This is a genomic window from Vibrio jasicida 090810c, assembly GCF_002887615.1.
Lineage (GTDB): Bacteria > Pseudomonadota > Gammaproteobacteria > Enterobacterales > Vibrionaceae > Vibrio > Vibrio jasicida.
The window spans coordinates 2,150,938-2,177,632 of record NZ_CP025793.1 but is presented as its reverse complement, the minus strand read 5'-3'; the positions used below and the strand labels follow the sequence as shown (position 1 = coordinate 2,177,632).

The window sequence follows — 26,695 nt, the reverse complement described above, 5'->3', positions numbered from 1 at the left end:
GTAAACAAAAAGGAGCTTAACGCTCCTTTGTTGATAAAATTGTAATCTTAGATTGCGTAAATGTTAATGTTGTTTACGACTCGCCATCTTTTTTGTGGTTGTTGCGGTAGTATTCCCACTGCTCAAAGCGCTCGTTTTCAGACAGTTGGCAGTAAGTTACGCGTTCACCATTTTCCGTTACTGTATCTAGCTCGCCGCCTTGCTGTACGCAGTATACCGCTGCTGGGTTTGCTGCTGATGTGTATTCATTTGAGCGAGTCGCACCTTCATAAGTTGAACAACCTGCCAACACCATCGCTGCTGCCACTGCCGTTACTAAAGTTGTCTTTTTCATTCTTGATCTCCGCATGGGATTAACGAGTAGTGTGTTGATTATAGGAGAGTTTCAGAAAAATATTGTCTTATGTTTGTTAAAAGCACGACGCTTGTAAGGGAATTCTGTGCAATTTTAGAATTTGCTCACTGTTCGCCTATATTTGTTTCAGACGTGCTCGAATTGAAACTTGGGAATGCGCATGAATTTCGGTAGTATGCGCGCAAAACATTCACAGCGGAATCAGCGATGAGACATTTAAAATCGACGACGCATCCAGACATTGAACATCTGGACGACAAAATCATCTTTCAGCGCAACGCAGCGCGTGCCATTGTGCTAGATGGTGAAGACGTACTGCTTCTTTACACAGAGCGTTACCATGACTACACCTTGCCTGGTGGTGGTATCGACGAGGGTGAAGATGTGATTGCTGGTCTGGTTCGTGAACTAGAAGAAGAAACGGGTGCGAAGAACATTCACAACATCAAGCCTTACGGTATCTTCGAAGAATTTCGTCCTTGGTACAAAGACGATGCCGATGTGATGCACATGACGTCTTACTGCTACACGTGCAAAATTGACCGTGAGCTAGGTGAAACGGCTTATGAAGATTACGAAGTGAAGAACGGCATGCGTCCAGTATGGATGAATGTTCACGACGCGATCGCGCACAATGAAAAGACGATGGCGGAAAGCCCGAAGAAAGGCATGAGCATTGAACGCGAAACTTTCTTGCTACAACTTATCGCAAAAGAGTTGCTGTAACCCTCCTCAGATCAAAATTGTAACTTCCAAGCAATAAAAAAAGTCCGAGCTCCCCCCCGGAACCCGGACTTATTCCAGACGCGCAAGCGAAGCGTCATCTCGATATTCTGTTTTTTGTATCAATCTGTGAAAACAATAGCGGCTTTATATTTGTTGTGTAAATAATTAATAGGTCTAACTATTGGTTTTCACTTTATTTGCACACGTAATGTGATGGATATCTAGCCAATACACAAGTGCAAGTTGGTAAATTATCAGCAAACCACTGCTCTTTCTTATCTTTGAGATACATTACCGTAACTTTTATGCACGCGTTTGCATCGAGATCACGAGTTTGCAAATTGGCAGAACAGGATCTTGTAATTTTACGTGCTTCTGACATTGGTGAAATTTAGTGAGAGTGTTCACAATTCCACGAGTGGGGGCAATCGACTAAGGTCTATAAGCGGTTCGGCGTAGATGGTGGGATGGTTTGCAAACAAAAGTAATGGCTGGAAAGAATCGGTACGCAATTGCTGTATGTTTACCAAACGTTCCAATGCGTAAAAGCGATTAACGTATTGCTGAGTCTCTTTGGGCAAAGTAAGTGCCGCGAAATCTCGACTGTCTGCTTTTTTGATGGCTCGTGCAACGCGACCTTCTCCTGCGTTGTATGCGGCCAGAGTGAGCGCAATATCTTGATCAAACTTGTTATACAGAAATTCCAAATATCTTATGGCGGCTTGAGTGCTGGCTTTGGTATCAAAGCGCTCATCTTGCTTATCGCTCACTTGCAAGCCAAAGCGCGTCGCTGTAGCAGGAATCAGTTGCCATAAACCGGCGGCATTGGCGTGTGATACTGCTTTCGGGTTGTAAGATGATTCCAGCATGGGCACTAACACCAAGTTGGCGGGCAAAGACTTTTGCTTTAGCTGTTTGAAAATATGATCGAGAAGCGGGCTAACGGAATCGAGACGTTGGCTAATTTGCGTTTGATATGGCGCGAGCACTTGATATTGCTGACTGATAGTGACTTCATGCGGCTTGGCCATCGTCATTGAAGACAAGCACATTGCGCACAAAACAAAAAAGCCCACAGCAATCGACCGGGATGGCGGTAGACTCTGCAGGCAAGGCGAGAATCGTTGTTTAGAACGAACGCTCTTCATAAGTGTGTTGCACAGGTTGTTTGAGTTGACTGACTAACTCTTGGAACGCTGCAGAGCTTTGGCCATTGCTCTGATTGTTCTGTTGGCATTGTTTCACCAAGGATTCCAACAGCGTCCATTGTTTTCTCGCTTGCGTACCAATCTTGGCTGGCAAGGCATTGAAAATACGATTCACACTGGTCTCATTACAAGGCAATCCGAGCTTACGCATTAACTGGCTTCTTTCACTTGCAGAACGACCAAGCTGATTCAAAATCGGCATTTGTTTTTGAATGTTCTCGCTTAGCGCCTCACCATCGAACTTCAAATACAGTGCTTTTTGCTGCTGAATCAGCCCCAACAATTGCTGGTAGAGTTTGATGTCTTCCGAAATAGAACGAACAAACTGCTGAATATGCTGTGATGCCGCCGTTGCCATGCATGACTCCTAATGCGCTGCGTTACTCGTGACCGGTGTGAAATTGCATTACTGCTTTGGATAATGCTTTGGTATCTAGACTCAGTTCACCACGTGCCAACGCATTGCGAATTTGCTCAACCTTTGCCATGTCTACGTCTGGCAGGGATTTCATTTCTGCTTGAGCGCGATCGATCGCAGCTGTGTTCGCTTGAAATGCCGGTTCGTTAATTTTGCTCTGTGCAATGGTGTCGACTGGCTTTTTACTCGCCTGCTGGAATTTAGTTTGTGGGACATGACCGCCCGCGACTTTGTCGATTTTCATGCTGTTGTCCTCAATCATCATGTTCTAAATCGAATAGGCGACTAGGGTGTGATGAACATTAAATATTTATTTTTTGTACTCGAAGTTCACCTGCGCTGACGAGCATCTAAATCGAAAAATGATAACCTGAGTCCAAAATCAAAATTGGGTATGCACTTGGTTGAGCCCTGTCACAACCGCTCGTATCACCTTGCCAGAGCTGATGTTTTCTACTTCAATCTGCTGACCTTTCTTGCCTTGTTCTAAGGCGACGCCCTTGGTACTGGCACTAAACCCATCCTTGCTGGCAATGATGATCACTTCGTTGCCTTTCTCGATCAATGGCGGCGAACTTAAGTTGGTTGGGTCAATGATTTGGCCTGCGCGAATGCGGCGGGTGGTTTCAAGGCCAATGGCTTGGTTTGCTTTTGTGAAGAAATCGTCTTGGCGCGAAATCGTGCGTGTTTCTGATTTTAAGTTTGAGGCTGAGAGGGTTTCGTTTCGGTCAATTGTGCTGGTGGCGACAAGCACAGGAAGCGTCACCGCCGATTTGATTGTGACATTGATGCGCCATGGAGAGCTCACCGCTTCACAACTGACAGCACGCTTTAAATTGCCAACAGGTAACGGGCGGTTATCGCGTCCTGTGATTGCCAAAGGGGCGTCACAAACCGGTAGATGATTGGCAGAACCTGGCACCCATATTTGATAATCGAGTTGGTAGTTTCCCCATTGACGTGAGTGTGCTACTTGCGCCACTTCTTGCTCAAACTGCTCGCCGACAATGGCTTCTAACTCGTCTGCGGTTAGGTTTTTTTCATTCGCTAAAGCACTGACTGAGCTTGCACTCAAAGCCAAACCGCAAAGCAGCATGATTGAGGAAAATCGACCTTTCCCCTTGGCTTGAATGGTTTCCGTAAACCGGAAGCGAGGCTTCCTTCCTTGTTTGTAATTCATTGATATATATAACTAAATTTTATGGCATGCATCTTGTTTTGATCTTGGCGTATTCGAGCCGACTTTAAGGAAAGATGCATGGCGATCACATTCGAAAATGCGTTAGGTGTACATCCAGAGGCACTCAATTTTCGCGTTCAGCGTACCAAAGTCCTCGCCAGTAACCTAGCAAATGTTGATACCCCTGGGTACTTGGCAAAGGACCTAAGTTTCACCACCGTGATGAACCAAATGTCAGCGGGCAGTGTGAACAAACCGGTGCCGAAGTTTCAGGTTGAGGCGCAATATTCGGTGCCTTACCAAAACAGCAAAGACGGCAACACTGTGGAACTGGGCGTTGAACAAGCCAAGTTCACGCAAAACAACATGGACTTTCAAACCAGCCTGACGTTTCTCAACATGAAATTCAGTGGCTTGGCGAAAGTGATTGAGGGACGTTAAACATGTCATTTACTGATATCTATTCGATCACTGGCTCGGCGATGACGGCGCAAACTGTTCGCCTGAACACGGTAGCCAGTAACCTTGCCAACGCCGATGCGGTGTCTGCCAATCCGGATGATGCCTACAAAGCACTCAAACCTGTGTTTGCCACTGTGTATCAGAAAACGCAGATGGCGACAGAAAACGGTGTTTATCCGAATGCGGAAGTGCGCATTGTAGATGTGGTGCAGAACGCGGGTCAGGCAGAAAAACGCTTCGAACCTAACAACCCGTTAGCGAACGACGAAGGCTACGTGTACTACCCAGACATTGATGTGGTGTCAGAGATGGCCGACATGATGTCCGCAACGCGCAGCTTTGAAACCAATGTGGAAGTGCTGACGAATGTGAAAAGCATGCAGCAAGGTCTGCTTCGACTAGGGCAGGGTAATTAATGAGTCTCGCACAATACACTGCGCTCTCTTCTGACGCACCAGTCGCAACGACCGCTAGTGGTGATACGGGCGGCATTTCAGCGAACCCGTCGGATATGAACAGTGCAACGTCACTACAAAACGAGTTTATCTCGCTCATGGTGGCGCAAATTCAAAACCAAGATCCGCTGAACCCGCTTGATGGTACTGAGTATGTCAGCCAGCTAGCGCAATTTTCGCAAGTTCAAAGTACTGAAAACATGTCGATGCTGATGCAAAACAGCATGGTATTGCTCGACAACATGCAGGTGCTTTCAACGGCTGGTTTGGTTGGTCAAACCGTGTACGTCTCTTCGAATGAGTTTGAACTTGGTGAAGGCGTGCAAAGTGGCAAGGTCGAGCTAGAACACGGTTCGAACCAAGTGACATTAGTCGTCAAAGATGAATTCGGCCAATCAACCAAAGTGCCTTTAGGTGCACACGGTGCGGGTGACGTCGAGTTCTCGATCAATCCCGAAGAGCTTGGTTTGAAACCGGGTAAATACACCGTTGCGGTGGAAGTTCAAGAAGGGCAAAAGAGCCCAAATGTTTTGCTGGCGGGCACGGTTGAGCAGGTACGAATTCCTAGCTCAGGTGGCGCAGCACTGGTCAATGTTCAAGGCGTTGGCAACGTTCCTTTCTATCAAATCACTCAGTTTGGTGCTTAACCAAATAAGGAAATCAGAGGTTATTTATGAGTTTTAACATCGCACTTAGTGGTCTGGACGCGACCAACACAGAGTTAAACACCATCAGCCACAACATTGCCAACGCATCAACGTACGGCTTTAAAGGTGGCCGCACAGAATTTGCAGCGGTTTACAACGGCATGCAGCCTGGCGGCGTAGAAGTGGCGTCGATTTCTCAGAACTTCGATAAGAATGGTTCGGTGACAGGCACAGGCCGTGCAATGGACTTGGCGATCAACGGCAGTGGTTTTTTCGTGACGAAAGATCACATGGGGCAGATGCTTTACACTCGCGCAGGTGTGTTTGGCACTGATAAGAACAACTTTGTGACCGCAAATAACGGTGCCAAGTTGCAAGGTTACAGCGTAGACAACAATGCGAATCTTCAAACTGGCTCTGTTGGCGACATCAAAGTTTCTACCTCTTCACTTAACGCAAAAGCGACCGATAATCTGGACTTTGTGGCGAACTTTGATGCGAGCGCAACGGCAGTCGACCAAGCGATTTACCCATTCGATTCTTCCGATCCAAACTCATTCAACTCTTCTTACACCACTAAGGTGTACGACTCACTTGGCAACTCGCACACGGTAACTCAGTACTTCACGAAGGCATCAGATAACGAATGGCAAGTGAACGTGGAAGTCGACGGTGCACCAACGACGCCAGCAACGGCTCAAACGGTTCAATTCAATACTGACGGCACGCTAGCTTCTCCAACAGGTTCTTTCAACGTTGCATTCCCAGCGGCGGGCGCAAACGCAATGAGCATTGATATCAGCTTGAACGGCAGCACTCAGTTTGGCGCTGCGTTTGGCGTGAGCACTAACAACCCGAACGGTTACACCTCAGGTGAGCTTGCGGGCGTTCGAGTGGAAGACAACGGCATGGTTTACGCGACTTACACTAATGGCCAGTCTCAGCTGCAAGGTCAGGTTGTGCTTGCGGATTTTGCTAACACGCAAGGTCTATCGAAAGTGAGCGGCACGGCTTGGACACAAAGCTTTAGCTCTGGCGCGCCAATCATGGGTGTTCCGGGCACGGGCACATTGGGTGACTTAACACCGGGTGCGCTAGAGGGCTCTAACGTTGACTTAACCAGCGAGCTGGTTGCGCTTATGACGGCGCAGCGTAACTACCAAGCGAATGCGAAAACCATTTCGACCAATGACAAGCTGACTCAAGCTCTGTTCAACGCGGTGTAATGGGAGAGTCGCATGGATAGCTTGTTATTTACTGCCACGTCGGGTGCGAGTCGAGTTCTTAAGGCTCAGCACGTACGTTCGAACAACTTATCGAATGCTGACACCGCAGGTTTCCGTGCAGATATGGAACGCGTTCGCAGCGTTGAGCTACAAGGTGCGGGCTTTGATGGCCGCACCATGGTGGTGACCAATTCAGCCGCAACGCGTTTTGATTCTGGCGACATCATGAAAACTGGTCGTCCTCTCGATGTGGCGATCATGGGCGAGGGCTACCTCACCGTCGAAACGCCAATTGGCAATGAAGCTTACACCCGAGCGGGCAACATCAAAGTCGATACCTTTGGCGCAATGAGCATCAATGGCTTCCCAGTTGTCGGTGAAAACGGACCCATCGTTGTACCTGATTTTCAGAAGATTGAAATCAGTGAACGTGGCCGTGTTTCTGTGATTCCTCCGGGTGGTGGTGCAGAAGTGGAAGTGGGCACTTTGAAAATGGTGAAACCACCAATCAACCAACTGCAAAAAGAGAGCGACAGCTTGCTACACAGCGTAGATGGCGTGCCTTTCCCAGCGGATGAAACCGTGCAGCTTTCTCCAGAGCACATTGAGGGCAGTAACGTGTCTGCCATTGATGAACTGCTGAGCGTGATGTCGCTGACGCGTAACTTTGAAATGCAAGTCCGCATGATGAAAACCGCAGAAACCTTGGCGCAAGCCGGAAACAAATTGATGGCGGCGAGATAACCCTCTCACGTCCAAAGGAGATAACCAATGCATTCAGCATTATGGGTAAGTAAAACGGGCATGGCAGCTCAAGATACCAAAATGACTGCCATCTCTAACAACCTAGCGAACGTTAACACGGTCGGCTTTAAGCGTGACCGCGTGGTGTTTGAAGACTTGTTTTACAGCATTCAGCGTCAGCCGGGCGCGCAAGTCGACCAAGTGAATGAGCTGCCAAGCGGTGTTCAGCTTGGTTCTGGTGTTCGCGTAGTCGGTACGCAGAAAGTCTTCACTCAAGGCAACACACAAAATACCACTCAAGAATTGGATTTGGCGGTGATGGGGCAGGGCTTTTTCCAAATCGAAAACTCTGATGGTCAGATCATGTACACGCGTAATGGTCAGTTCCACATCAACTCAGAGGGTTTGATGGTCAACAGCCAAGGTTTGCCACTAGAGCCACAGATCCAAATCCCAGACAACGCGATTTCGTTCTCTGTGGGTGTGGATGGCACGGTAACAACCACGTCGGCTGACGACCCAACGCCACAGCAGTTGGGTCAAATCACGCTGGCGAAGTTCATCAACCCAGCTGGTTTAGAAGCCGTTGGCGGTAACTTGTTCCGTGAGACAGAAGCAAGTGGCCCTGCGGATGAATTGATTGCAGGCGAAGACGGAGCGGGCAGCATCAAACAGGGCGCTTTAGAAGGCTCGAACGTGCAGGTAGTGGAAGAGATGGTCGACATGATCACTACTCAACGCGCGTACGAGATGAACGCCAAAGTAGTTTCTGCCGCAGACGACATGCTGAAGTTTGTCGCGCAATCGATGTAAGTAAGAAATTGGTGATGATGAAGGAAAAAGCAATGAAATGGCTTTCGAAGAGTTGGGCAGTTGCCGTCGTGTTGCTGGTGGGATGTGCAGGTCGTGATGAGTTTATTCCGCCAGAGCCAAACACAGACGAATACGCGCCGCCAGTGTTGGATTACACCTTGCCAGAGGCCAAGTCCGGTAGCCTTTATCGTCACCAATACACCATGACGTTATTTCAAGATCGCCGAGCCTACCGAGTCGGTGACGTTTTGACCGTGCAGCTCTCTGAAGAAACCTCTTCAAGCAAGAAGGCGGGCACCCAGTTTGGTAAAAGCTCTACCGTTGACTTTGCTACGCCAACTATTGGCACCAAAACCATAGATGAGTTGGGCGTAAGTATTGATGGCAGCCGCAACTTCGATGGCAGTGCGTCCAGCTCGCAAGGCAACAAGTTACAAGGGGCGATCACCGTAACGGTGCATGAGGTGCTGCCAAATGGTGTGCTTCGTATTAGCGGTGAAAAGTGGCTCCGACTCAACCAAGGCGACGAGTTTATTCGCCTAACAGGCATTGTGCGTGTTGATGACATCAACCGCAGCAACCAAGTGTCTTCTCAACGTATTGCGGATGCTCGCATTACCTACGCTGGTCGTGGCGCATTAGCCGACAGCAACGCAGCCGGGTGGCTGACTCAGTTCTTCAACAGCCCATGGGTACCATTCTAATGAAGCCAATCAACGCATTCTTTACTTCTTTCCTATTGGCTCTGACCTTGGGACTTCCTGCCACTTCACAAGCCGAAGTGGAAATTCCGATCATGGACTTGGTGGATGTGCAGGGCATCCGAGAAAACCAATTGGTCGGTTACGGTTTGGTGGTGGGCTTGGCCGGTCAAGGCGACCGTAACCAAGTGAAATTCACCGCTCAATCGATTACTAACATGCTGCGCCAATTTGGTGTTCAGATTGATGACAGCATGAACCCGAAATTGCGTAACGTGGCTTCCGTAAGTGTTACCGCATCCGTTGACCCAATGGCGGGCCCGGGTCAAACACTGGACGTAGTAGTTTCTTCTATCGGCGATGCGAAAAGCTTACGTGGCGGTACTTTACTGCTAACGCCACTGCGCGGTATCGATGGCGAAGTGTATGCCATTGCTCAAGGTAGTGTGGTTGTTGGCGGTCTGTCAGCCGAAGGCAGAAGCGGCTCTAAAGTAGAAGTAAACACACCAACCGCAGGCCGAATTCCAAACGGAGCTACGCTAGAGCGAGAAATCGAAACCGATTTTAACAAGCGTGACGAAATCACGTTGAATCTGCGTAAACCTAGCTTCACCACAGCAAAAAACATTGCCCGTGAAATCAACAATACCTTTGGTCCAAACGTGGCGAAAGCCATCAACAAAGCGCGCGTCGAAATGCGTGCACCAATGGACACCCAACAGCGTGTCACCATGATGTCGATGTTGGAAGAGATGAGCGTGGAAGAAGGTCGTAAACCAGCTCGAATCGTCTTCAACTCACGTACGGGTACGGTGGTGATTGGTAAGAACGTGAAGGTTGGTGAAGCGGCAGTGAGCCACGGCAACTTGACTGTTCGAATCTCCGAATCTCAACAAGTCAGCCAACCGAACGCGTTTGCTGATGGTGAAACCAAAGTCGTGGATCAAACCCAAATCGAAGTAAACGAAGAGCAAGCGCAAATGGTGATTTGGCCTCCGGGTACGGAACTGAACACCATCGTCAACGCCGTAAACAGCTTAGGCGCAACGCCAACGGATCTGATGTCGATTCTGCAAGCATTGAACGAAGCGGGCGCGCTGAATGCTGAGCTTGTGGTGATTTAAGGAGTTAGCGATGAAGTTAGACACGAGCGGCGATCAAGCACAACTCAATACCATGCTGTATCACGACAACAGCGCCCTAGCGAGCATCAAGAAAAGTCGCGATCAAGAAGGCGCTCTTGAAGTGGTTGCGGGTCAATTCGAGGCGATGTTCCTACAAATGGTGCTACGTCAAATGCGCAGCAGCAGTGATGTATTGGCCGACAAAGACAGCCCGTTTGCTAGCCAGCAACAAGGCGTGTTTCGCGATATGTACGATGGGCAGTTAGCGATGGAGTTGGCGAAAAAACAGAACTCCGGCATCGCCAATATGCTGATCCAGCAACTGAGCCCTTCAATGCGCGAAGTGGCGTTCGACCAATCACGTAATGTCTCTCCGGCGAACGATGGAAAAGTGGTCAGCCTTGAACGCACGTCACAACTTGAAAACGATGAAATCGCGATGAAGACCGATGCAGTTAATCCCACGCTGCAAGCGGTCGCCTCTGTTAAACAAGTGCTCGGTGAAGCCGGAATGACGACCGCGTTTACTCAGCCGCTGATCAGGAAAATGGAGCTGTAAATGAACCTTGTTAATATCGCCCTTTCAGGCTTAAACGCGAACCGTGTGGCGTTGGATGTGACCGCGCAAAACGTGGCAAACATCAACACGCCGGGATACAGCCGACAACAAGCGCTAACCGCATCTGTTGGTGATGGTAAGTACAACAAGCTCAGCCCAGGTATGGGTGTTGAAGTGACGAGTATTCGCCGTGTCACTGACCAGTTCTTGGTGAAGCAAACGTGGTCTACCAACAGTTTAGCAGCGTATTCAGCGGGTTATACCACCGCAATGAGCCAGCTTGAGAACACGTTTGGCGCGGATGGGTTTAGTGTTTCTGCGGGGTTAGATTCCCTCAATGCTGCGCTTAATGATGCCACAGTAAAACCAGAATCAATCCCATACCGTCAGCAAATCATTAATGAATCAGAAGCGTTGGCGCGCCGATTCAATACGTTAACTGAGTCTCTTCACAATCAGCACAAAGACATGAGTGACCAGCGCACTGCGGCGTTGAACCATGCCAATAGCTTGATGGCGAATATTGCGGATGTGAACAAGCAGATTGTCGAAATGCAAGGCACAGGCGGTAACCCAGCACAGTTGATGGACACTCGCGATGTGTTGATTGGCGAGCTTTCTCAAATCGTTGAAATCAAAACTACCGACCAACCAGACGGCAGCATGCAGGTGACACTCGCTTCTGGTCAGCCTTTGGTTATGGGCTCGGATTATGGTCAGCTTACAGCGAAGCCAGACCCAAGCGACCCATATCTTGCGGATTTGAGTGTCGATTTCGCCTCGCAAAGCTTTGTCATTGACCATTCGCTAGGCGGCAAGTTGGGCGCGATTAACGATTATCAAACCGATGTGCTAAAGCCAAATCAAGTCGCTTTGGATGACATGGCAAAAGCATTGGCGGATGAATACAACGCTGTGCTGGCAACAGGCCAAGATCTCAACGGCAATCCGGGCAAACCGCTGTTTAGCTACGATCCAGCAAACCCAGCAGCGAGCCTAACCATTACCAATATCAGCGCGGAAGAACTAGCGTTCTCCAGCGATGGCACTCCGGGTAATGCAGATGTGTTGAATGACTTGATTCAACTGAGCAATAAGCCGGTTTCCGTTACTGGCTATGGCTCGCTGAGCTTAAACGATGCGTTCACCGCCATGGTTGGTGAAACGGCGATCAAAGCACGCCAAGCAGAAGCGGATTATGAAGCTAAAGCGGCAATGAACAAACAAGCGCATGCCGCGCGCGACAACGTCAGTGCGGTGAACAGCGATGAAGAAGCGGCGAATCTGATGACATTCGCTAACGCACACAACGCCAACATGAAAGTCATTAGCACCGCTAACCAGCTTTTCGACTCTGTATTGCAGTTATTCTAAAAGGAACCCGAGATGCGAATCAGTGACAGTCAATTTAGCCAAATGATGCTGCAAAGCCTGCAAACCAACAACGCAGGTTTGGGGCATGTTCTTCAACAAATGGCCACGGGTGACCGACTAACCAAGCTTTCTGACGATCCTATGGCGTCGATAAAGCTGCTGAACCTTGAGCGTGAAAACAGCGCGATTGGTCAGTACCAAAGTAATATCGCTAATCTGAAAACCACACTCTCTGCTCAAGAAACCCATCTGGATTCGGTCAACGAGAGCTTGAAGAGTGTGCGTGATTTAGTGCTTTGGGGCGCGAACGGCACATTAACCGATGAAGATCGCAGCGGTATGATCATCGAACTAAAAAGCTACCGTGATTCGATTGAATCTTCATTCAACGCCCAAGATGAAGAAGGCCATTACTTGTTTTCTGGTACTCAGACGGACATGCCTGCTGTGAGCAATGCTGGTGGTGCGTACCAAGTTGATGGCAACAGCGACAAGCGCGTGGTAACCGTCGCAAAGGGCGTGACCATGGATTCCAACATGACGGCAAAAGAGATTCTGGAGCTTGGCGGTGGCGATAATGTATTGAACCAAATTGATGCTTTGATTGCAGAATTTGAGAACCCGAGTCCGAATTTTCAAGCGGAAGTAGACGCTAGCTTATCTGCCATTGATGATACCTTGGCGAACGTACTGGGGGCGATGACAGAAATCGGTGGTCGCCATAACAACCTCGACCTAATGGACAGCGCGCACGGTGAAAACAAGTTGTTCGTTGATAAGGTGACCAGTGACTTATCGGCATTGGATTACGGTGAGGCATCAGTACGTTTGAGCAACTACATGGCGGCGTTACAAGCAACGCAAGCTAGCTACGTGAAGATCAACGATCTCAACCTGTTTGATCGTATTTAAGGAAGTTTTGTATGGTGATGAGCACAGTAGAGGTAAGACCCCATAGCATACGCTTAGGTGGGCAAGAACAAGCCTCTATCATGCCAACCCGCTCAGCGGATTCGAGCAGTGCGATTAAGCCGCGTCCTACGCAAGTTCAGGCTGACACAGCGTCAGCCTATTCCGTTTCCGGTATTCAGCTTACTCAAGGTCAGCAACAAGCAACCGCGGTGCAAATTGCCTCTAAATCGTTGCAAGTGATTGGTAAAGAGCTGACTCAAATCAAGCGAGGTTTGACCCAAGCAGTCAACCAAGGCGTGCAGAACGTTCCCGGTTTACAAGAAGGGCTAGTACGTTCTAAAGCATCGATTCAACAAGTGGTTGAACAGGCGCGCTTTGACGGGCAGAAAGTGATTGATAACGAGCTGCACCTCAAACTGGACAACGCGGATATTCGCCGTTTCTCCATTCCCGGTTTGAACGTGCATCGTTTGAGTGAGAAAGCCGAGCAAATCCGTTTAGACTTTCCGCAAGGTCAATCAGTGATGATCCAATTTGATGGTCAAGCCGATGGTGCGCACACCGTGAAAATGCTCGATCGCAGTTTGATTGCGATGGGCATGCGAGCGTCACTGGCAGAAGACGGCACCATTTTGTTTGAAGCGCGTGATACGGCATATCAACAAATGCAGCAAAAGGTGCTAGTGACAGGCGAAGGTCATCGCTTTCCTGCAGGGCAAGCGAATGTTCTGAACCTAAAATCAGAACCGGATGGCATCGCTGAGTTGAGCTTTGATTTAGGCTCTCGTGATGGCATCAAGCAAACCATCGCCAAAGTGAATCAGCACATAAGACAAGTGCAAACCAGCTTGGAAGAAGCCAAAGCGTTTCATGGTGAATTGAACTCCCAAATGCGCACAGTGCAGAGCCAATCCAAGCAGTTAAGTGCCGCTGATGTCAATGCGAAACTCGATGGCTTTATGGCCACTTCCGGTCAGTTTAGTTCGACGTTCCAAGCGCTGAATGCACAAGCGAATGTTCGTCGTCATACGGTTGTGGCGCTGTTGAAATAGTTCTTTATTTGAAATGGACCCCAGTTGAAATAGCGCTGTAAGAACACTCCAAGATTCCTTTCTCAATTCACCAGTGGTTGCGTAACCCAGAAAAGAGTTGGGAATCACCTTTCTTATCTTGAACTTTATTCCGCTTGCTCGACAGGCTCTGCGACCGAGCGGTGGAGTTTTTGAAATAACCACCCCAATCCAATCAGTGATGCACCTAGGCCCAAGAAACTGATCGCACGCCAGAAGCCATCCAATGAACGGACATCCCACAAGAACACCTTAAGCGCGACGCACGCCAGCACGGCTAAGCCGATGCGTTGAATCGTCATTGCTTTGCGTGTTGCGCCAACCCAAGTCAGTAAGCCGCCAACAATCAAACCAGCAATCGAGTAAGTAAACAGCTCTGCCATGCCAGTCGGTTGCGCTAGTGTCATAGAGATAGGTTGCCAGAACTGGCGAATCGACATACCTAGCCAAATGGCTGCCAAGATAAGACCAAAGCTGGCGACCACAGGGCGAGGGATCTGCAACGTGTTCCAACGCTTGTAAGTGGTTACTAGCAAAACAATCGCAGGCAACAACCAGCCAAGAGACAGCATGTTGAACACAGGCATGGATTCAGCGGAAACATTATTGACCATCAACGGTGATTCAAGGCTATTGAGCAACATCATCAGCACAACAAAAGCGCCCCAAAGTAGATAGCAGTATGCTTGATAAACGCGTTCTAATTGCTGTGCAAACTGACTGCGATAGCTGTAAACCAACCCCATCGCTAATGCTTGGTTAGCAAACACAATCGCCGAAGTGAAATCGATGTAGCCAAGGTAACCGTATTGCCCTGTGAGCCAGTAGTTGGTTTGTGTGAACACCGCCATCAAGAACACGTGTAAGAACGCCCCTTCAAACCAATTGGCGAGCTCTGTATCTGAGCGATGTAACACAGTGCGAGCGTAAGCAAGAATCGCCAAAGAAGGCAGGTAACTGATCAGCACCCAAGCCCAGTGTCCCGCATTGACAGGCTGCCACTCTGGAATAAACGGTAACAGCGTTAGACGTACGACTAAGATGCCCATGGCGACTTTGACTGCCCAACTCGCTGGGCGGAAAACATTGGCTTGAGTCTGCAACGCCATAACCGCCACTTGAATCGAAATAGCGGTCGTGAGCCATGTGTCATTCAGCCAAACGAAAGCCGTTCCGGCAATGATGGCATGCATGATTGCAGAGCATTCCAGTGCGAGCGCTTTGAATCTTTGTCCAAGTAAGGCGTAGTAAACCGCAATTGCAGCGGTGAAGAACGTCCAACCTAGAACATGACCACTCATGAACTCGTAGGTGTAGAGCAGGGTAATCAAAGTCATTGCAGGGGCGAGTACAAGGAAGAGGATGCCTGTTAGTTGAGAGCGGTCACCTGCCAATGTCTGGAATAATGTTCTCAGTGCAATCAACGTAATACTAATGCCGAGTGCGACCAGTACTGGCGTTTCTCCTTCAGCCATGTAGATAGATTTAAGCGCAATAGAAAGCAACATGATCGCGGCAGAAGGCACCAATATCGATGGTAAATAGACTCTTAATGACCAAGTTTTACTAATGGCGGGTAGCCAAATCATGGCAGTAAAGAAGGCATAGAAGTAAATCATCTCAGCGGTATCAACGCTAGACATGCGAGCTAATGCCGACAGCACTAATAATGTCATCGCGAGAGCAATACCTGTCGGTGGATGCGTCCATCTGCCTTGGCAATGACGGTAACGCGGTTTGAGTATCCAACCCATTCTTGGCACCGCAAACAGCAGGTACAAACTCAGAGAAAGGAAGATCGCAAGCCATGAGAAAAGTTGCTCTATCGGCATGCTCTCAATCAGCAACAACATCCACAAAACATGCGGCACGGTAATCGATGGTGAAATCCAAGCGTGTCGGATCTTTTGCATCAGTAGCGTTGCGGCAACTGAAATTGCAGTGATGTAGCCAGCGAGTAAGTAATAGTTGGGCTCTGCACCGCCAATCCAAAGTGGTGCTGAATAACCACCGATTAAGCCGAGTACGGCCATCAAAGGGCCTTGGCGTATAGAAAGCGCTAAGCTCGAAAATGCCGCGCCTGCCAAGATAACCAGTGATGCACCTGGCGATAAGAGCTGATAGAAGACAAACGCAAAGATCACCGTGCAGTAGATGCCAGTTAACCCTGTTCCGGTAATGGCGGCAGGAACGTAAGTAAAGCCTTTCGCTCGTCCTGCTCGGTCTGGGGATTTCTGCTCGCGGCGATGGAACCATTCACCTGCTATCACGGTAGCGAGAGAGATGGAGAATGCGATGGTCACGCGCATGATTGGTGAGAACTCAATGTGACTGCCAATCACTTGTACAAGATAACCACCACCAATCAACATGGCGAGCGCGCCAACCCAAACCAACCAGTTTTCTTGGATGTTGATCAGCAGTTTATTGGCTTGTTTCTCAAATACGGATTCACTGCTTTGTGCCAGACCACCTATGTGCACTTCATCGAGTGACGGGAGGCTCGGGTCGACAATTGGCGGTGGTACTTCTTTGGCTGTTAGAGGCGTAGAGGTTGGCTCTGAAACCAATGTTGGACTTGATTCAAGCGTCGGAGCACTAGGTTGTGCGGGCTGTTCTAGCGACGCCTGTTGTGGTTGAGAAGCGTGTTGATCGGGTTCTGGAGTCGGCGGTGTATGTCTCTCAAACCAACGCGCGCGCAGTTCTGCCAGTTCTTTATGAAGCTGAGACACTTCGTCTTCGAGCCTCGATATTCGACCGACTGCTTTCAATGTGATGAGTAAGGCGCAAACCGCCAAGATAACCGCCAATGAGATAAACAACTGCTGCACTCCCTGTCCTTGTTTCAGAATCCTTAACTTTGAGCAACTTAGCTAAGCTTAGTTCACTGTGTGCCAAGCTAACGGGATATATACCCAAGTGACTTCAAGATGCAGGATTCAGAGCGTTGTCATTGATTCGAGTTCAAGGAAAACAACGTAGCGTAATAGCCCGCTCTTTCCAAGTTGTTTGACGCAGCAATCGGGTCAATGACACGCTCCCAAAGGGCGAGTTGACTGGGCTTGTATACTTTGTTGTCGATTCTTGATTTAGACCCGCTAGACCTTTAAATCGCCGCCGCGTCTACAAACCCAGTCATTCTCGCTGAACCGAGCATCTCGAGGTTACTTGGGTATACAACACAGACCGATAATTTTGAGAGAGAGTCGCATATTTGAACGAAAACTGGCGGAGCGTTCACTCTAAACTAATCTTTTTTATAGAGTTAACCGGTTTTGGGCGAAAGCTCACCAGAACAATAACAAATTAGGTGATGATAAATGCAAGTGGGCAACGAAGCGCTGGTGCTGTCGGCGGTTGGGGTAATAGGTTTAGGTTGTCAGTGGTTAGCGTGGCGAATGCGCTTACCAGCCATTCTGTTCTTACTGTTGGCGGGGATCATTGTTGGGCCGATCCTGCAATGGCTTAATCCAGACGACATTCTCGGGGATTTACTCTTCCCCTTAGTCTCTCTCGCGGTGGCGGTGATTCTGTTTGAGGGCAGTTTAACCCTTAACTTTAAAGAGATTCGTGGCGTGAGCGGTTCGGTGTGGAGCATTGTTTCTGTTGGCGCGATCATCTCTTGGGTAGCTACCAGTGTGGCGACGCACTATTTCCTTGATTTTACTTGGGAGCTTGCGATTTTGTTCGCCAGTTTAACCGTCGTGACTGGTCCAACGGTGATTGTGCCGTTGCTGAGAACCGTGCGCCCAAGTTCCAAACTCGCCAATATTCTGCGCTGGGAAGGTATCTTGATCGACCCATTAGGCGCGTTGTTTGTGGTGATGGTGTACGAGTTCATCGTCTCGCACAATGCCGTTAACAGCGTCGAAGTGTTCGGCACCATCATTGCGGTGGGCTTGATCCTCGGTGTCGCTTCTGGTGCTGCGGTGTCTACCGTTTTGCGCAGAGCTTGGCTGCCGGAATACCTTCAGCCATTTGCGGTATTGATGGTGGTGCTCGGTGTGTTCTCGATTTCTAACCAAATGGAATCGGAAGCAGGGCTACTGACGGTTACCGTGATGGGCATGTGGTTAGCAAATGCAAAGGGCATCAATATTCAGCAAATCCTGCACTTTAAAGAGCACTTAACCATCTTGTTGATCACCGGGTTGTTCATCTTCCTTGCGGCACGCATCAGTCTTGATGATTTCGCGGCGCTTGGTAGCGGTGCAGTGTTGCTGTTTATTTTCATGCAGTTGGTGTCGCGTCCACTTTCGATTTTCGCTTCAACCATTCGTAGCAATTTAACCTTCAAAGATAAGCTGTTCCTCTCGTGGGTTGCACCGCGCGGTATCGTGGCGGCGTCCATCTCATCCCTGTTTGCTATCAAGCTGACGGAATATGGTATTTCAGAAGCCATGCTGTTGGTGCCAATGACCTTCATGGTGATCATTGGCACGGTGGTACTACAAAGTGCGACGGCGCGTCCTATGGCTAAAGCGTTGGGTGTGGCTGAGCCTGCGCCAAGAGGTTTCCTATTGATTGGTGCAAACCGAGTGGCTCAAGAGATAGGTAAAGCGCTGGCGAGATACGATCGCAAAGTTCTGCTCACCGATTCAAACTGGGATTACATTAGCCAAGTTCGCATGTTGGGCTTAGACCATTACTACGGTAACCCGATCTCTAGCCATGCTGATGACAACCTGAATCTAATTGGCATTGGTCAAGTGGTGGCGCTAACGCCAGACCAACACTTCAATATCATGGCGTGTATGCAATTTGTCGGCGAGTTTGGCGAAGATAAAGTACATTGTCTGCAGAAAACCAAATCTAACGGCAATGAAAAACACTCAGTTGCGGAAGAGTATCACGGCAAATTATTGATGGGCGGCAACGTCAGTTACTCCCAAATGGCGAGTTTGCTGAGCCAAGGAGCTGAAATCAAACACACTAAGCTGAGTGAGAGTTTCACTTACCAAGATTACCTTGAGTACCACAAAGACAATTTGGTGATTCCGCTTTTCCATGTTGAAGAGAAAGGTAAAATTCAATTCTGTGATGATCCAGACCAGTTCATACCACCTACAACCAGCACGGTGGTGGCGCTTATTCAATCCGTCGAGGCTAAATAGCCTAAATGACATAGAGAACTTCCACTCTTGGCACATCGGAGTGGCAACATTGTTAATCGTTACCCAAGCTTAATAGAGCAGTGAGGCGCAGTGTTTTAAACGCAGCGCCTCGATATGCTTTCTTAGTCATAAAGCGAGAGCGCACAAGGCTCGATTCGGTAAATAAATTGTTCAATTTCCGAATTTTCGCATTGACGACAATGGCAAGGATCGCAATACTGCGCGACTGTTTTACTTTAGGGTGACATTATGGCTCCGCAATCTAATCGCAAAGACTTACATCTTGACGCTGTTTTACATCATGACATGAACATGAAAAGCAAAACGGCGGGCTTTGAGTCTATCGAATTCGAGCATTGCGCATTGCCTGAATGTGACTTTAACGCCATCGATCTTTCGAGCGAGTTTCTTGGCCATTCATTGACGCTGCCGTTCTTGATCAGTTCCATGACGGGTGGCGCAAAAGATGCAGAGATCATCAACTGTCGTCTGGCAGAAGCGGCCAGTGAAATGGGCATTGCGATGGGGGTTGGTTCGCAGCGAGTGAGCCTAGAAGACAGCCTACATTCAGGTTTGGGCAAAACCATTCGTGATCTCGCTAAAGGCGTGCCTTTGTATTCCAACTTGGGTGCCGCTCAACTGAGAGATAAACAACGTCTCGATAACGCTCAACGTGCAGTCGACTTTATCCAAGCGGACGCTTTATTTGTGCATCTCAACCCTATGCAAGAAGCCTTTCAGCAGAATGGTGACCATGATTGGATTGGTGTACTTAAATCGATTGAGCAGCTAAAACAGCGCGTTGATGTCCCGATGATCATCAAAGAGGTCGGCTTTGGCATCAGTGGTGCAGTAGCCAAGCAGCTTGTGGACGCGGGTGTGGATGCGATTGATGTTGCGGGCGCTGGTGGCACGAGTTGGTCTGCGGTTGAAGGTTACTGCCAAACAGACAACAAGATGCAGCGCGCTGCGGAGCTATTTCGTGACTGGGGCATTCCAACGGCCAAGTGTCTAGAGCAAATCCACGCTCAATACCCTAACTTACCTTTAATTGCCTCTGGTGGCGTACATAACGGCTTAGAAGCGGCAAAAGCGATACACCTTGGTGCTAACCTTGTTGGCCAAGCTGGTGCGGTATTAAAAGCTGCGACAATCAGCACGCAATCTGTCGTCGACCACTTTGAACAAATGGCATTAGAGTTACGTTTAGCGTGCTTTGGTACAGGTTCTGCGAATCTCCAAGCATTGACCCAAGCTCGTCGTCTTTAGCTTCAATTAGGCTTGAACCCTGTCTAGGTCTCGGAGCGTTTCTAAAACTTGAACCTACAAAACAGTTTTGGATTATTCGTCCTGATAGCGATAGCTCTGCAAGGTTTTTACTAGTGCTTGCAAAACCGGGCCCATACCTCGGGTTCGAGAAACTAAACATCCAACTGTCGTGAGCCAGCCATCAAATTCGTGCGCAACGGGTAGGGCAACTAGCTTACCGCTCTCAATCTCATTACTGACCACTCTTTCTGGCAATAATCCCCAACCAACGTTTTGACACGCTAAGTCGGTCAGCGTCTGATGCGAATTAGCAAACCATAACTGAGTGCTGATGGCGTAACTGAACCACAGCTCTTTCCTTTGTGCGCTGCGCAGTACCAGTTGGCGATGGGCTTTGAGTTCCGCATCATGAACCACCGATAGCTGTGCCAATGGGTGAGAAGGCGAAGCCACGGTGAGAAAACGAGTGTACCCAAGGGTAAAGAAATCCATGTCCATTTTTAGCTCACCATCAGCCAACACGATACCCACTTGCGCTTTGCCTTTTCGAATCAACTCTTCTACATCAAATGTCGGTGCGGTAATGATATCGAACTGCGTAATAGGGAATTGGTCTGCCAAGCTGGCAAATTGCGCCAGTAGCGATTGGTTGATGAGAGATTCATCCACCGCAATCACTAGCTCGTGTTCGTAGGCTTGCTCTAAGGACTCGACTTTTTGGTCGAAGAATTTCTGTTGATGCAGAATGGACTGAGCGATGGGCAATAAGGCTTTACCGCTATCTGTGAGTGTCGGTGTGTTTTTCTCTCGATTGAACAGATCTTGGTTAACTGCGATCTCAAGGTTAGCGACAGATTGGCTTACACCTGATTGCGCGCGCTTTAGCTTTCTTGCGGCTGCGGAGAAGGATCCTGTTTCGCACACGGTGACAAAGATTTTGAGTTGTTCAAAGCTGTACATTTCAATACCTAAAGAGGATTTGGATGACACTCATCCGGAAAGTATCGTTGTAAGCTATCACTATTCGTGATGGTTGTTAACTTTCTCTTCGTTATCTAGCTGTCATAATCCCCGCCACTTAACTTGTTCCATGTAAAGTTGTGAGGTTTTTATGGGAGCGTTAGAGCGTGTTTTTCACGCCGTATTATTTGAAGTATTGGCAATCAGTTTATCCATTATTGGTTTGGCACTGTTTACAGATCATGAAGTCAGTGCATTATCAGGAACCATGATAGTCGTCGCAACCATTGCGATGATTTGGAATTTCATCTTCAACTGGATATTTGATCGCTTTGCGACAGGGGCAAAAGAGAAACGCACGATCCGACTTCGAATCGTACACGTGGTGTTGTTTGAAGCGGGTTTGTTATTTGCCACCATTCCGGCGATGGCGTGGATGCTAGAAGTCAGCATGTGGGACGCGTTTGTCATGGACGTGGGCGTGACGATCTTCATCACCTTGTATGCGTTTGCCTTCAATTACATCTATGATCATGTTCGAGCATATTTGGTTAAACGCCGAGTAACGACTTCGATGCAGTTAGGTTGATTTGGCAGAAATTCGTCTCTTTTACGGAGAGAGAGTCGATAAATTGTCGCGGGCTTAACACGAACAGTGATATTTTGGGTATAGTTCATTCATCAATTGAAAGTGGAACCTAAATTTATGAAAAAACTGGTAATGCTACTGTTAGCAGCAACAGCGCTAACAGCATGTTCTGACGAAGTGGGTACAGAAGCTTGGTGTAAAGACATGCGTGAAAAGCCAAAGACAGAATGGACAACAGACAACGCGGTTGATTTCGCGAAGCACTGTGTTCTGCAAGATGGCATCGGTAGCGAGCAGTGGTGTAAAGACTTAAAAGAGAAGCCGAAAGGTGAATGGACGGCAAACGAAGCAACAGGTTTCGCTAAACACTGTGTGTTTTAACGCTTTTCATAATTAAATTCTCGAAGCAAAAAGCAATAAACGAATCCATCGTATTCATTGAATACGGTGGATTTTTTGTAAGTGGCGTTAAGTCGCACTAGGTGAGGGTTTTCCTCGCTCTTCTCAGTATTAAGTATCAAAAAAAGCATTTTACCGAAGCATAAGGCACTAATACTGCATCGAGTCTCGTTAAACTTGAATGGTTGGCAATTTCATATCACATGAGCATATGAGGTTGAATATGAGAACAATTTAAGGACGAGCATCTATGCAGTTATTGACGGGTAAATTGAGCCACTTCTCCAATCCTTCCGCGCATTCTGGCCTTACGTATTCAGATGAACAAAAAGAGATTCTTAGTGTAGCGAGTGCTAGGTTAGCGATAGACACGATTTCTCAATGGCCAGGTTATGCGGTTACGCCTCTTCATTCTTTGCATTCCATCGCAGATGGCATCGGAGTGTCATGCCTTTGGTATAAAGATGAATCACAAAGGTTTGGACTCAAGAGTTTCAAAGCGTTAGGTGGTGCGTACGCTGTTGCTCGTCAGTTGCAGAGTGTCATTTTGCAGCGTTATGGCAAACAGCCAACAATAAAAGAGCTGCTCCAAGGTGACTGGAAGTCAGAGGCGGCTGAAATCGTAGTCAGTTGTGCCACAGATGGAAATCATGGACGCTCTGTTGCTTGGGGCGCACAAATGTTTGGTTGTGGGTGTGTGATTTATATTCACAAAGACGTTTCAGAAGGTCGAAAACACGCCATGGAATCTTTTGGTGCGCAAGTGGTTAGAATATCTGGCAACTATGATGAATCAGTGCGCTTAGCCGACAGTGAAGCAAAAGTACACGATCGTGTGATCGTTTCCGACACGTCTTATGAAGGCTATATGGAAATCCCCAAAGATGTTGCTCTTGGCTATACCGTAATGTTGTCTGAAGTTGTTGCGCAGCTTGACGGCGAAATCCCGACTCACGTGTTTGTGCAAGGCGGAGTTGGTGGGTTAGCGTCCGCAGTTTGTGGTTATTTCTGGGATCTGTGGGGAGCTCAGCGCCCAAGATTTATTATCGTAGAGCCAGAACAAGCGAATTGCCTTCAAAAAAGTGCGCAAGCAGGGAAACCTATTGTTGTTGAGGGGGACTTAGAGACCTTAATGGCAGGGTTGGCGTGTGGCGAAGTATCAGTATTAGCGTGGGACATTCTTCATAACGGCGCAGATGACTTTATGACGCTAAGCGAAGACGCAATCCCTCAGGCGATGCAAATACTGGCAAAAGGTGAAAATCATATTGAAGCTGGAGAGTCCGCTGTTCCTGGTTTTGCGGCTGCAGTGCTAGCTCGCCAAGATAGCGACTATGCAACAGCGCTTGGTTTGGGACCAGAAAGTAAGGTATTAGTGATAGGTACAGAAGGGGCAACGGACCCTGAACTCTATCGAGAACTGGTGAAATGAGACTCTGAGTCTGTTTAAAGCCATCTGATCAGTTGAAATCGTTAAACGGCGCTTGAAAGGAGGCGCCGTTTTTATGTCTACTAATGATGGACTTTTCTCAATTTTCTCATTGGTCATCAATGGGAATCGTTAAGCCCACTTTCACGTTATCCATTACCACGTTGGTTTGAAAGCTCTTAATATTGGCATTATCGAAGAAAGCTTCTCGCGTAAATTTGTCATAACCTTCCATGTCTGCCGCAGTGACAATAAGAATAAAGTCTGAACTTCCAGTCACATAGTAACACTGTTGTACCGAGCGATTTGTTGTCATCTCTTTCTTAAAGTTATGCATCAAGTCGACTCTTTCTCTTTCCAACGTTACTTGCACAACAAAAGTCATGGTTTGGCCTACAGCCTTGGGATTAACAACAGAGACATCGGCTTGTATTACCCCTTGCGCCCTCATGCGCTTTAATCGACGCTGTACCGCTGCTGGCGATAGCCCTACCTGATCAGCAATAGTGTCTGAAGTCGCTCTATTTGAATGCTGGACAATGTCGAGAATTTTGCGGTCGAAACTATCGACGGAAAGTGGTGGCGTTGACGTCATGACGATCGATTCCTTTCTGCCTGTAATGGATGGAAGCCATATGGTGAGCTAATCATGCTCTGGCTCCGAATTGTGACCTCACTCATGAGCGAATGTCTTGTTTTTACTAATTAAAGGAAAACCACTATAGCTCACCAAAAATGCAGAAAATCCGCACAATATGGGAGTCATTCGATGAAATTCCTTGTTGTCGTCAAGGCATTATTAATCTTGTAAACAAAATGTAAAGCAATAATAAATCGAAACGAAAGGCGAATTGGCAGTACCAAAACGTCAGTTTCAGCAAGATATTGATGGATAGGATGCGAGCATGGAAGTGGGATCAATAGCGCTACAGAATGAACTGGATAATCTTGCGAGCGCAGGTCGTGTGGGTGTTATTTCGCTGGCGACAGACTTTAATATCGAGAACGATTTACGCCAACTATTCCCACAAAATGTCGCTTCATTTACCAGTCGAGTGCGTAACTACAACCCGCTAACCATAGATAATCTGCGTCGTATGGAGCCTAGAATCCAAGAGGTTGCGGATACGATTCTTCCTGGGACAACGCTAGATGTGGTTATCTATGCGTGTACATCGGGCACTATTGCGATCGGTGAACAGCGCATTGCCGACCTTATTCAGGCACATCACCCCGATACAAAAGTGACAAACCCAGTCACTGCAGCACTCGCTGCTTTTGAACGATTGAACATAAAGCGTGTCTCTATTCTTACGCCCTATACGCAAGCAGTAAACCAAGACGTGGCCGCCTTTTTCTCAACGGTAGGTATCGAAGTACTGAACATCGTAGGCTTTGATTTTGAAGATGACACCGCGATGACGTTCATCTCTCCAAATGATATTACTCATGCGGCAATACAAGCCTGTCATCCCGATGCTGACGCCGTTTTCATTTCTTGTACCGCGCTACGAGCGACCACGGTTATTCACGATATTGAAGCTGCGATAAACAAGCCAGTGTTGTCTAGCAATCAAGTACTGGCTTGGCACACTTTAGCTTTACTCCACTATCCCAAAAACATTAAAGGTTTTGGTCTCCTTTTAGATCAGCACTTACCACTAAATCTTTAATTACCCCGCTTTGAAACTGATTTGAAAGGACTTTTTGTTATGCATTCATCTACGCCTATTGACCCTAACCAGCTCTCCTCTGAATTGATTCAAAACATGATGGAATGGCGACAGCATTTGCATCGATTTCCTGAATGCGGGTTTGATGTTGATATGACGGCTGATTTCATTGCAAGCAAGCTGCAAAGCTTTGGCATCGAAGTGGTTCGTAATATCGGGAAAACTGGCTTGGTTGGGATCCTGCGTCATGGACAAAGTAAAGCCAGCATTGGCCTTCGAGCCGATATGGATGCGCTTCATGTCCATGAGAAAAATACTTTTTCTTACTGCTCTCAGCATGACGGGAAGATGCATGCCTGTGGGCACGATGGGCATTCAGCAATGCTACTCGGTGCGGCTTGCTATCTTGCTAAGCATGGCGGCTTTGATGGAACCGTTTATTTCATATTCCAACCGGATGAGGAACATGGAAAAGGCGCGCAAGCCATGATTGATGATGGGCTCTTTGAACGTTTTTCTATTGATGAAGTTTACGGCATTCACAACTTCCCCGGATTAGCGGAAGGAAAACTGATGGTGAGGCCTGGTTCATTAATGGCGAGTGAGAGCAGCTTTGAAATTGTGATTAAAGGCGTTGGTGGGCATGCGGCTTTACCACATCAAGGGATTGACCCTTTAGTAGTGGGGGCTCAGGTTGTGTTGGGCCTACAAACCATTGTTTCGAGAAGTTTAAGTGCGATTCACGACTCTGCAGTGGTATCCGCAACCGAGTTTATCACCGATGGGACGGTGAATGTGATTCCTACGACAGTGACCATAAAAGGTGATTGTCGCTGTTTTACCGAGCAGAGCCTTGAGATCATCAGAACACGTATGGAGCGAATTGTAGCTGGGATCTGCCAGTCTGCAGGCGCTGATTATACCTTCGAATTCATCAATACATTTTATCCGACGATCAACAGCGATGAGCAAACCGCTTATGCCATCACGACGGCTCAGCAAGTTCTGGGTGACGAAAACGTGAATGGTAAGTGTGACCCGATAACCATCTCAGAAGATTTTTCCAGTATGTTGCGCGTTAAACCGGGGTGTTATGTGTTGCTTGGAAACGGCATCAACTCTGTAGGTGGGTGTGCACTGCATAATCCGGAATACGATTTTAATGACCGAATCTTGAAGTTCGGGGCAAGTTACTGGATTCAATTAGTAAGCAATCGATTGAATTCATTGTAAGGAGAATAGCTGGCGGAGGTTTTGGAAAGAAGTTGTCCTCTGTGAGTTCAGGATA

The 26,695-nt window shown here is 48.1% G+C and carries 28 protein-coding genes; 20 read left to right on the top strand and 8 right to left on the bottom strand.

The features are described 5' to 3' along the window. Positions 1–73 precede the first annotated feature (73 nt). Positions 74–334 carry a putative hemolysin gene (locus tag C1S73_RS27145; protein WP_038868267.1) on the bottom strand — a complete coding sequence of 87 codons (261 nt, stop codon included), beginning with the start codon at positions 332–334 and terminating at the stop codon, positions 74–76. Positions 335–562: 228 nt separating this feature from the next. Here C1S73_RS27145 and C1S73_RS27140 point away from each other — a divergent pair, with 228 nt between their 5' ends. Continuing rightward, a complete protein-coding gene (locus tag C1S73_RS27140) occupies positions 563–1,081 on the top strand; it encodes an NUDIX hydrolase (protein WP_038868270.1) in 519 nt (172 codons plus the stop codon). 404 nt (positions 1,082–1,485) lie between these two features. On the opposite strand, the gene C1S73_RS27135 is transcribed toward C1S73_RS27140, so the two are convergent. The 4 genes from C1S73_RS27135 to flgA all read right to left on the bottom strand — a co-directional run bounded on the left by C1S73_RS27135 (position 1,486) and on the right by flgA (position 3,887). Then, positions 1,486–2,163, bottom strand: coding sequence for a lytic transglycosylase domain-containing protein (locus tag C1S73_RS27135; protein WP_038868483.1), 678 nt, complete (start codon positions 2,161–2,163; stop codon positions 1,486–1,488). A gap of 46 nt (positions 2,164–2,209) precedes the next feature. Further along, positions 2,210–2,647, bottom strand: a complete 438-nt coding sequence (gene flgN / locus C1S73_RS27130; protein ID WP_038868272.1) for a flagellar export chaperone FlgN — start codon at positions 2,645–2,647, stop codon at positions 2,210–2,212. A 22-nt stretch (positions 2,648–2,669) separates the two neighbouring features. Beyond that, positions 2,670–2,951: a flagellar biosynthesis anti-sigma factor FlgM gene (gene flgM / locus C1S73_RS27125; protein WP_038868484.1), complete on the bottom strand. Its 282-nt coding sequence runs from the start codon at positions 2,949–2,951 to the stop codon at positions 2,670–2,672. 138 nt (positions 2,952–3,089) lie between these two features. Then, a complete protein-coding gene (gene flgA, locus C1S73_RS27120) occupies positions 3,090–3,887 on the bottom strand; it encodes a flagellar basal body P-ring formation chaperone FlgA (protein ID WP_081094879.1) in 798 nt (265 codons plus the stop codon). A 78-nt stretch (positions 3,888–3,965) separates the two neighbouring features. On the opposite strand from flgA, the gene flgB reads away from it, so the two are divergent. From flgB to C1S73_RS27060, 12 genes are read left to right on the top strand one after another with little or no spacing between them, the layout of a single operon-like run. Next, positions 3,966–4,328, top strand: a complete 363-nt coding sequence (gene flgB, locus C1S73_RS27115) for a flagellar basal body rod protein FlgB (RefSeq protein ID WP_005432433.1) — start codon at positions 3,966–3,968, stop codon at positions 4,326–4,328. Positions 4,329–4,330: 2 nt separating this feature from the next. Continuing rightward, positions 4,331–4,765, top strand: coding sequence for a flagellar basal body rod protein FlgC (gene flgC, locus C1S73_RS27110; protein WP_005432431.1), 435 nt, complete (start codon positions 4,331–4,333; stop codon positions 4,763–4,765). Then, positions 4,765–5,451 (top strand): flagellar hook assembly protein FlgD, encoded by a 687-nt coding sequence (flgD, locus tag C1S73_RS27105; RefSeq protein ID WP_005535962.1) that lies wholly within the window; start codon positions 4,765–4,767, stop codon positions 5,449–5,451. Before flgC ends, flgD begins: the two co-directional genes overlap by 1 nt. 26 nt (positions 5,452–5,477) lie before the next feature. Further along, on the top strand, positions 5,478–6,677 hold the full coding sequence (gene flgE / locus C1S73_RS27100; protein WP_038868276.1) for a flagellar hook protein FlgE: 1,200 nt from the start codon (positions 5,478–5,480) through the stop codon (positions 6,675–6,677). A 12-nt stretch (positions 6,678–6,689) separates the two neighbouring features. Continuing rightward, on the top strand, positions 6,690–7,421 hold the full coding sequence (flgF, locus tag C1S73_RS27095; RefSeq protein ID WP_005435899.1) for a flagellar basal-body rod protein FlgF: 732 nt from the start codon (positions 6,690–6,692) through the stop codon (positions 7,419–7,421). Between the two features lie 27 nt (positions 7,422–7,448). Continuing rightward, positions 7,449–8,234: a flagellar basal-body rod protein FlgG gene (flgG, locus tag C1S73_RS27090; RefSeq protein ID WP_005432423.1), complete on the top strand. Its 786-nt coding sequence runs from the start codon at positions 7,449–7,451 to the stop codon at positions 8,232–8,234. A gap of 32 nt (positions 8,235–8,266) precedes the next feature. Next, positions 8,267–8,938 carry a flagellar basal body L-ring protein FlgH gene (gene flgH, locus C1S73_RS27085; RefSeq protein ID WP_038868279.1) on the top strand — a complete coding sequence of 224 codons (672 nt, stop codon included), beginning with the start codon at positions 8,267–8,269 and terminating at the stop codon, positions 8,936–8,938. Next, the gene (locus C1S73_RS27080; RefSeq protein ID WP_038868282.1) at positions 8,938–10,059 is read left to right on the top strand and encodes a flagellar basal body P-ring protein FlgI; all 1,122 of its coding nucleotides are present in this window, start codon (positions 8,938–8,940) and stop codon (positions 10,057–10,059) included. Before flgH ends, C1S73_RS27080 begins: the two co-directional genes overlap by 1 nt. A 10-nt stretch (positions 10,060–10,069) precedes the next feature. Then, positions 10,070–10,618, top strand: coding sequence for a rod-binding protein (locus C1S73_RS27075; protein WP_005432415.1), 549 nt, complete (start codon positions 10,070–10,072; stop codon positions 10,616–10,618). Further along, positions 10,619–11,992: a flagellar hook-associated protein FlgK gene (flgK, locus tag C1S73_RS27070; protein WP_038868286.1), complete on the top strand. Its 1,374-nt coding sequence runs from the start codon at positions 10,619–10,621 to the stop codon at positions 11,990–11,992. It begins immediately after the preceding gene. Between the two features lie 12 nt (positions 11,993–12,004). Further along, the gene (gene flgL, locus C1S73_RS27065; protein ID WP_038868288.1) at positions 12,005–12,904 is read left to right on the top strand and encodes a flagellar hook-associated protein FlgL; all 900 of its coding nucleotides are present in this window, start codon (positions 12,005–12,007) and stop codon (positions 12,902–12,904) included. Positions 12,905–12,915: 11 nt separating this feature from the next. Next, on the top strand, positions 12,916–13,956 hold the full coding sequence (locus C1S73_RS27060; protein ID WP_038868290.1) for a flagellin: 1,041 nt from the start codon (positions 12,916–12,918) through the stop codon (positions 13,954–13,956). Positions 13,957–14,081: 125 nt separating this feature from the next. Here C1S73_RS27060 and C1S73_RS27055 read toward each other — a convergent pair whose 3' ends face one another. Beyond that, the gene (locus tag C1S73_RS27055; RefSeq protein WP_038868292.1) at positions 14,082–16,805 is read right to left on the bottom strand and encodes a DUF2339 domain-containing protein; all 2,724 of its coding nucleotides are present in this window, start codon (positions 16,803–16,805) and stop codon (positions 14,082–14,084) included. Between the two features lie 489 nt (positions 16,806–17,294). Here C1S73_RS27055 and C1S73_RS27050 point away from each other — a divergent pair, with 489 nt between their 5' ends. Both C1S73_RS27050 and fni read left to right on the top strand, forming a co-directional pair. Continuing rightward, the gene (locus C1S73_RS27050) at positions 17,295–19,088 is read left to right on the top strand and encodes a cation:proton antiporter (protein WP_038868294.1); all 1,794 of its coding nucleotides are present in this window, start codon (positions 17,295–17,297) and stop codon (positions 19,086–19,088) included. Between the two features lie 249 nt (positions 19,089–19,337). Further along, positions 19,338–20,357 (top strand): type 2 isopentenyl-diphosphate Delta-isomerase, encoded by a 1,020-nt coding sequence (gene fni, locus C1S73_RS27045; protein WP_038868297.1) that lies wholly within the window; start codon positions 19,338–19,340, stop codon positions 20,355–20,357. 72 nt (positions 20,358–20,429) lie between these two features. Here the strand turns inward: fni and C1S73_RS27040 are convergent, their stop codons facing one another. Then, on the bottom strand, positions 20,430–21,317 hold the full coding sequence (locus tag C1S73_RS27040) for a LysR family transcriptional regulator (protein ID WP_038868298.1): 888 nt from the start codon (positions 21,315–21,317) through the stop codon (positions 20,430–20,432). A 151-nt stretch (positions 21,318–21,468) separates the two neighbouring features. On the opposite strand from C1S73_RS27040, the gene C1S73_RS27035 reads away from it, so the two are divergent. The 3 genes from C1S73_RS27035 to C1S73_RS27025 all read left to right on the top strand — a co-directional run bounded on the left by C1S73_RS27035 (position 21,469) and on the right by C1S73_RS27025 (position 23,737). Next, positions 21,469–21,906 (top strand): PACE efflux transporter, encoded by a 438-nt coding sequence (locus C1S73_RS27035; protein ID WP_038868300.1) that lies wholly within the window; start codon positions 21,469–21,471, stop codon positions 21,904–21,906. 117 nt (positions 21,907–22,023) lie between these two features. Continuing rightward, positions 22,024–22,287, top strand: coding sequence for a DUF3012 domain-containing protein (locus tag C1S73_RS27030; RefSeq protein WP_038868301.1), 264 nt, complete (start codon positions 22,024–22,026; stop codon positions 22,285–22,287). A gap of 268 nt (positions 22,288–22,555) precedes the next feature. Next, on the top strand, positions 22,556–23,737 hold the full coding sequence (locus tag C1S73_RS27025) for a diaminopropionate ammonia-lyase (protein WP_038868303.1): 1,182 nt from the start codon (positions 22,556–22,558) through the stop codon (positions 23,735–23,737). A gap of 106 nt (positions 23,738–23,843) precedes the next feature. On the opposite strand, the gene C1S73_RS27020 is transcribed toward C1S73_RS27025, so the two are convergent. Then, the gene (locus C1S73_RS27020; RefSeq protein WP_038868305.1) at positions 23,844–24,329 is read right to left on the bottom strand and encodes an Lrp/AsnC family transcriptional regulator; all 486 of its coding nucleotides are present in this window, start codon (positions 24,327–24,329) and stop codon (positions 23,844–23,846) included. Between the two features lie 310 nt (positions 24,330–24,639). On the opposite strand from C1S73_RS27020, the gene C1S73_RS27015 reads away from it, so the two are divergent. Together C1S73_RS27015 and C1S73_RS27010 are read left to right on the top strand one after the other, a co-directional pair. Next, entirely contained in the window at positions 24,640–25,407 is a 768-nt protein-coding gene (locus C1S73_RS27015; protein WP_038868307.1) for a maleate cis-trans isomerase family protein, read from the top strand. A gap of 39 nt (positions 25,408–25,446) precedes the next feature. Then, the gene (locus C1S73_RS27010) at positions 25,447–26,640 is read left to right on the top strand and encodes a M20 aminoacylase family protein (RefSeq protein WP_038868309.1); all 1,194 of its coding nucleotides are present in this window, start codon (positions 25,447–25,449) and stop codon (positions 26,638–26,640) included. Positions 26,641–26,695 lie beyond the last annotated feature (55 nt).

Coding starts and splice junctions, on each gene's coding strand:
- C1S73_RS27075 (WP_005432415.1), top strand. CDS start 10,070: ATGAAGTTAGACACGAGCGGCGATCAAGCACAACTCAATACCATGCTG.
- fni (WP_038868297.1), top strand. CDS start 19,338: ATGGCTCCGCAATCTAATCGCAAAGACTTACATCTTGACGCTGTTTTA.
- C1S73_RS27010 (WP_038868309.1), top strand. CDS start 25,447: ATGCATTCATCTACGCCTATTGACCCTAACCAGCTCTCCTCTGAATTG.
- C1S73_RS27140 (WP_038868270.1), top strand. CDS start 563: ATGAGACATTTAAAATCGACGACGCATCCAGACATTGAACATCTGGAC.
- C1S73_RS27035 (WP_038868300.1), top strand. CDS start 21,469: ATGGGAGCGTTAGAGCGTGTTTTTCACGCCGTATTATTTGAAGTATTG.
- flgM (WP_038868484.1), bottom strand. CDS start 2,951: ATGAAAATCGACAAAGTCGCGGGCGGTCATGTCCCACAAACTAAATTC.
- C1S73_RS27060 (WP_038868290.1), top strand. CDS start 12,916: ATGGTGATGAGCACAGTAGAGGTAAGACCCCATAGCATACGCTTAGGT.
- C1S73_RS27020 (WP_038868305.1), bottom strand. CDS start 24,329: ATGACGTCAACGCCACCACTTTCCGTCGATAGTTTCGACCGCAAAATT.
- flgB (WP_005432433.1), top strand. CDS start 3,966: ATGGCGATCACATTCGAAAATGCGTTAGGTGTACATCCAGAGGCACTC.
- flgG (WP_005432423.1), top strand. CDS start 7,449: ATGCATTCAGCATTATGGGTAAGTAAAACGGGCATGGCAGCTCAAGAT.
- flgC (WP_005432431.1), top strand. CDS start 4,331: ATGTCATTTACTGATATCTATTCGATCACTGGCTCGGCGATGACGGCG.
- flgH (WP_038868279.1), top strand. CDS start 8,267: ATGAAATGGCTTTCGAAGAGTTGGGCAGTTGCCGTCGTGTTGCTGGTG.
- C1S73_RS27030 (WP_038868301.1), top strand. CDS start 22,024: ATGAAAAAACTGGTAATGCTACTGTTAGCAGCAACAGCGCTAACAGCA.
- C1S73_RS27145 (WP_038868267.1), bottom strand. CDS start 334: ATGAAAAAGACAACTTTAGTAACGGCAGTGGCAGCAGCGATGGTGTTG.
- C1S73_RS27080 (WP_038868282.1), top strand. CDS start 8,938: ATGAAGCCAATCAACGCATTCTTTACTTCTTTCCTATTGGCTCTGACC.
- flgA (WP_081094879.1), bottom strand. CDS start 3,887: ATGAATTACAAACAAGGAAGGAAGCCTCGCTTCCGGTTTACGGAAACC.
- C1S73_RS27050 (WP_038868294.1), top strand. CDS start 17,295: ATGCAAGTGGGCAACGAAGCGCTGGTGCTGTCGGCGGTTGGGGTAATA.
- flgL (WP_038868288.1), top strand. CDS start 12,005: ATGCGAATCAGTGACAGTCAATTTAGCCAAATGATGCTGCAAAGCCTG.
- flgK (WP_038868286.1), top strand. CDS start 10,619: ATGAACCTTGTTAATATCGCCCTTTCAGGCTTAAACGCGAACCGTGTG.
- flgE (WP_038868276.1), top strand. CDS start 5,478: ATGAGTTTTAACATCGCACTTAGTGGTCTGGACGCGACCAACACAGAG.
- C1S73_RS27040 (WP_038868298.1), bottom strand. CDS start 21,317: ATGTACAGCTTTGAACAACTCAAAATCTTTGTCACCGTGTGCGAAACA.
- flgD (WP_005535962.1), top strand. CDS start 4,765: ATGAGTCTCGCACAATACACTGCGCTCTCTTCTGACGCACCAGTCGCA.
- flgN (WP_038868272.1), bottom strand. CDS start 2,647: ATGGCAACGGCGGCATCACAGCATATTCAGCAGTTTGTTCGTTCTATT.
- flgF (WP_005435899.1), top strand. CDS start 6,690: ATGGATAGCTTGTTATTTACTGCCACGTCGGGTGCGAGTCGAGTTCTT.
- C1S73_RS27025 (WP_038868303.1), top strand. CDS start 22,556: ATGCAGTTATTGACGGGTAAATTGAGCCACTTCTCCAATCCTTCCGCG.
- C1S73_RS27015 (WP_038868307.1), top strand. CDS start 24,640: ATGGAAGTGGGATCAATAGCGCTACAGAATGAACTGGATAATCTTGCG.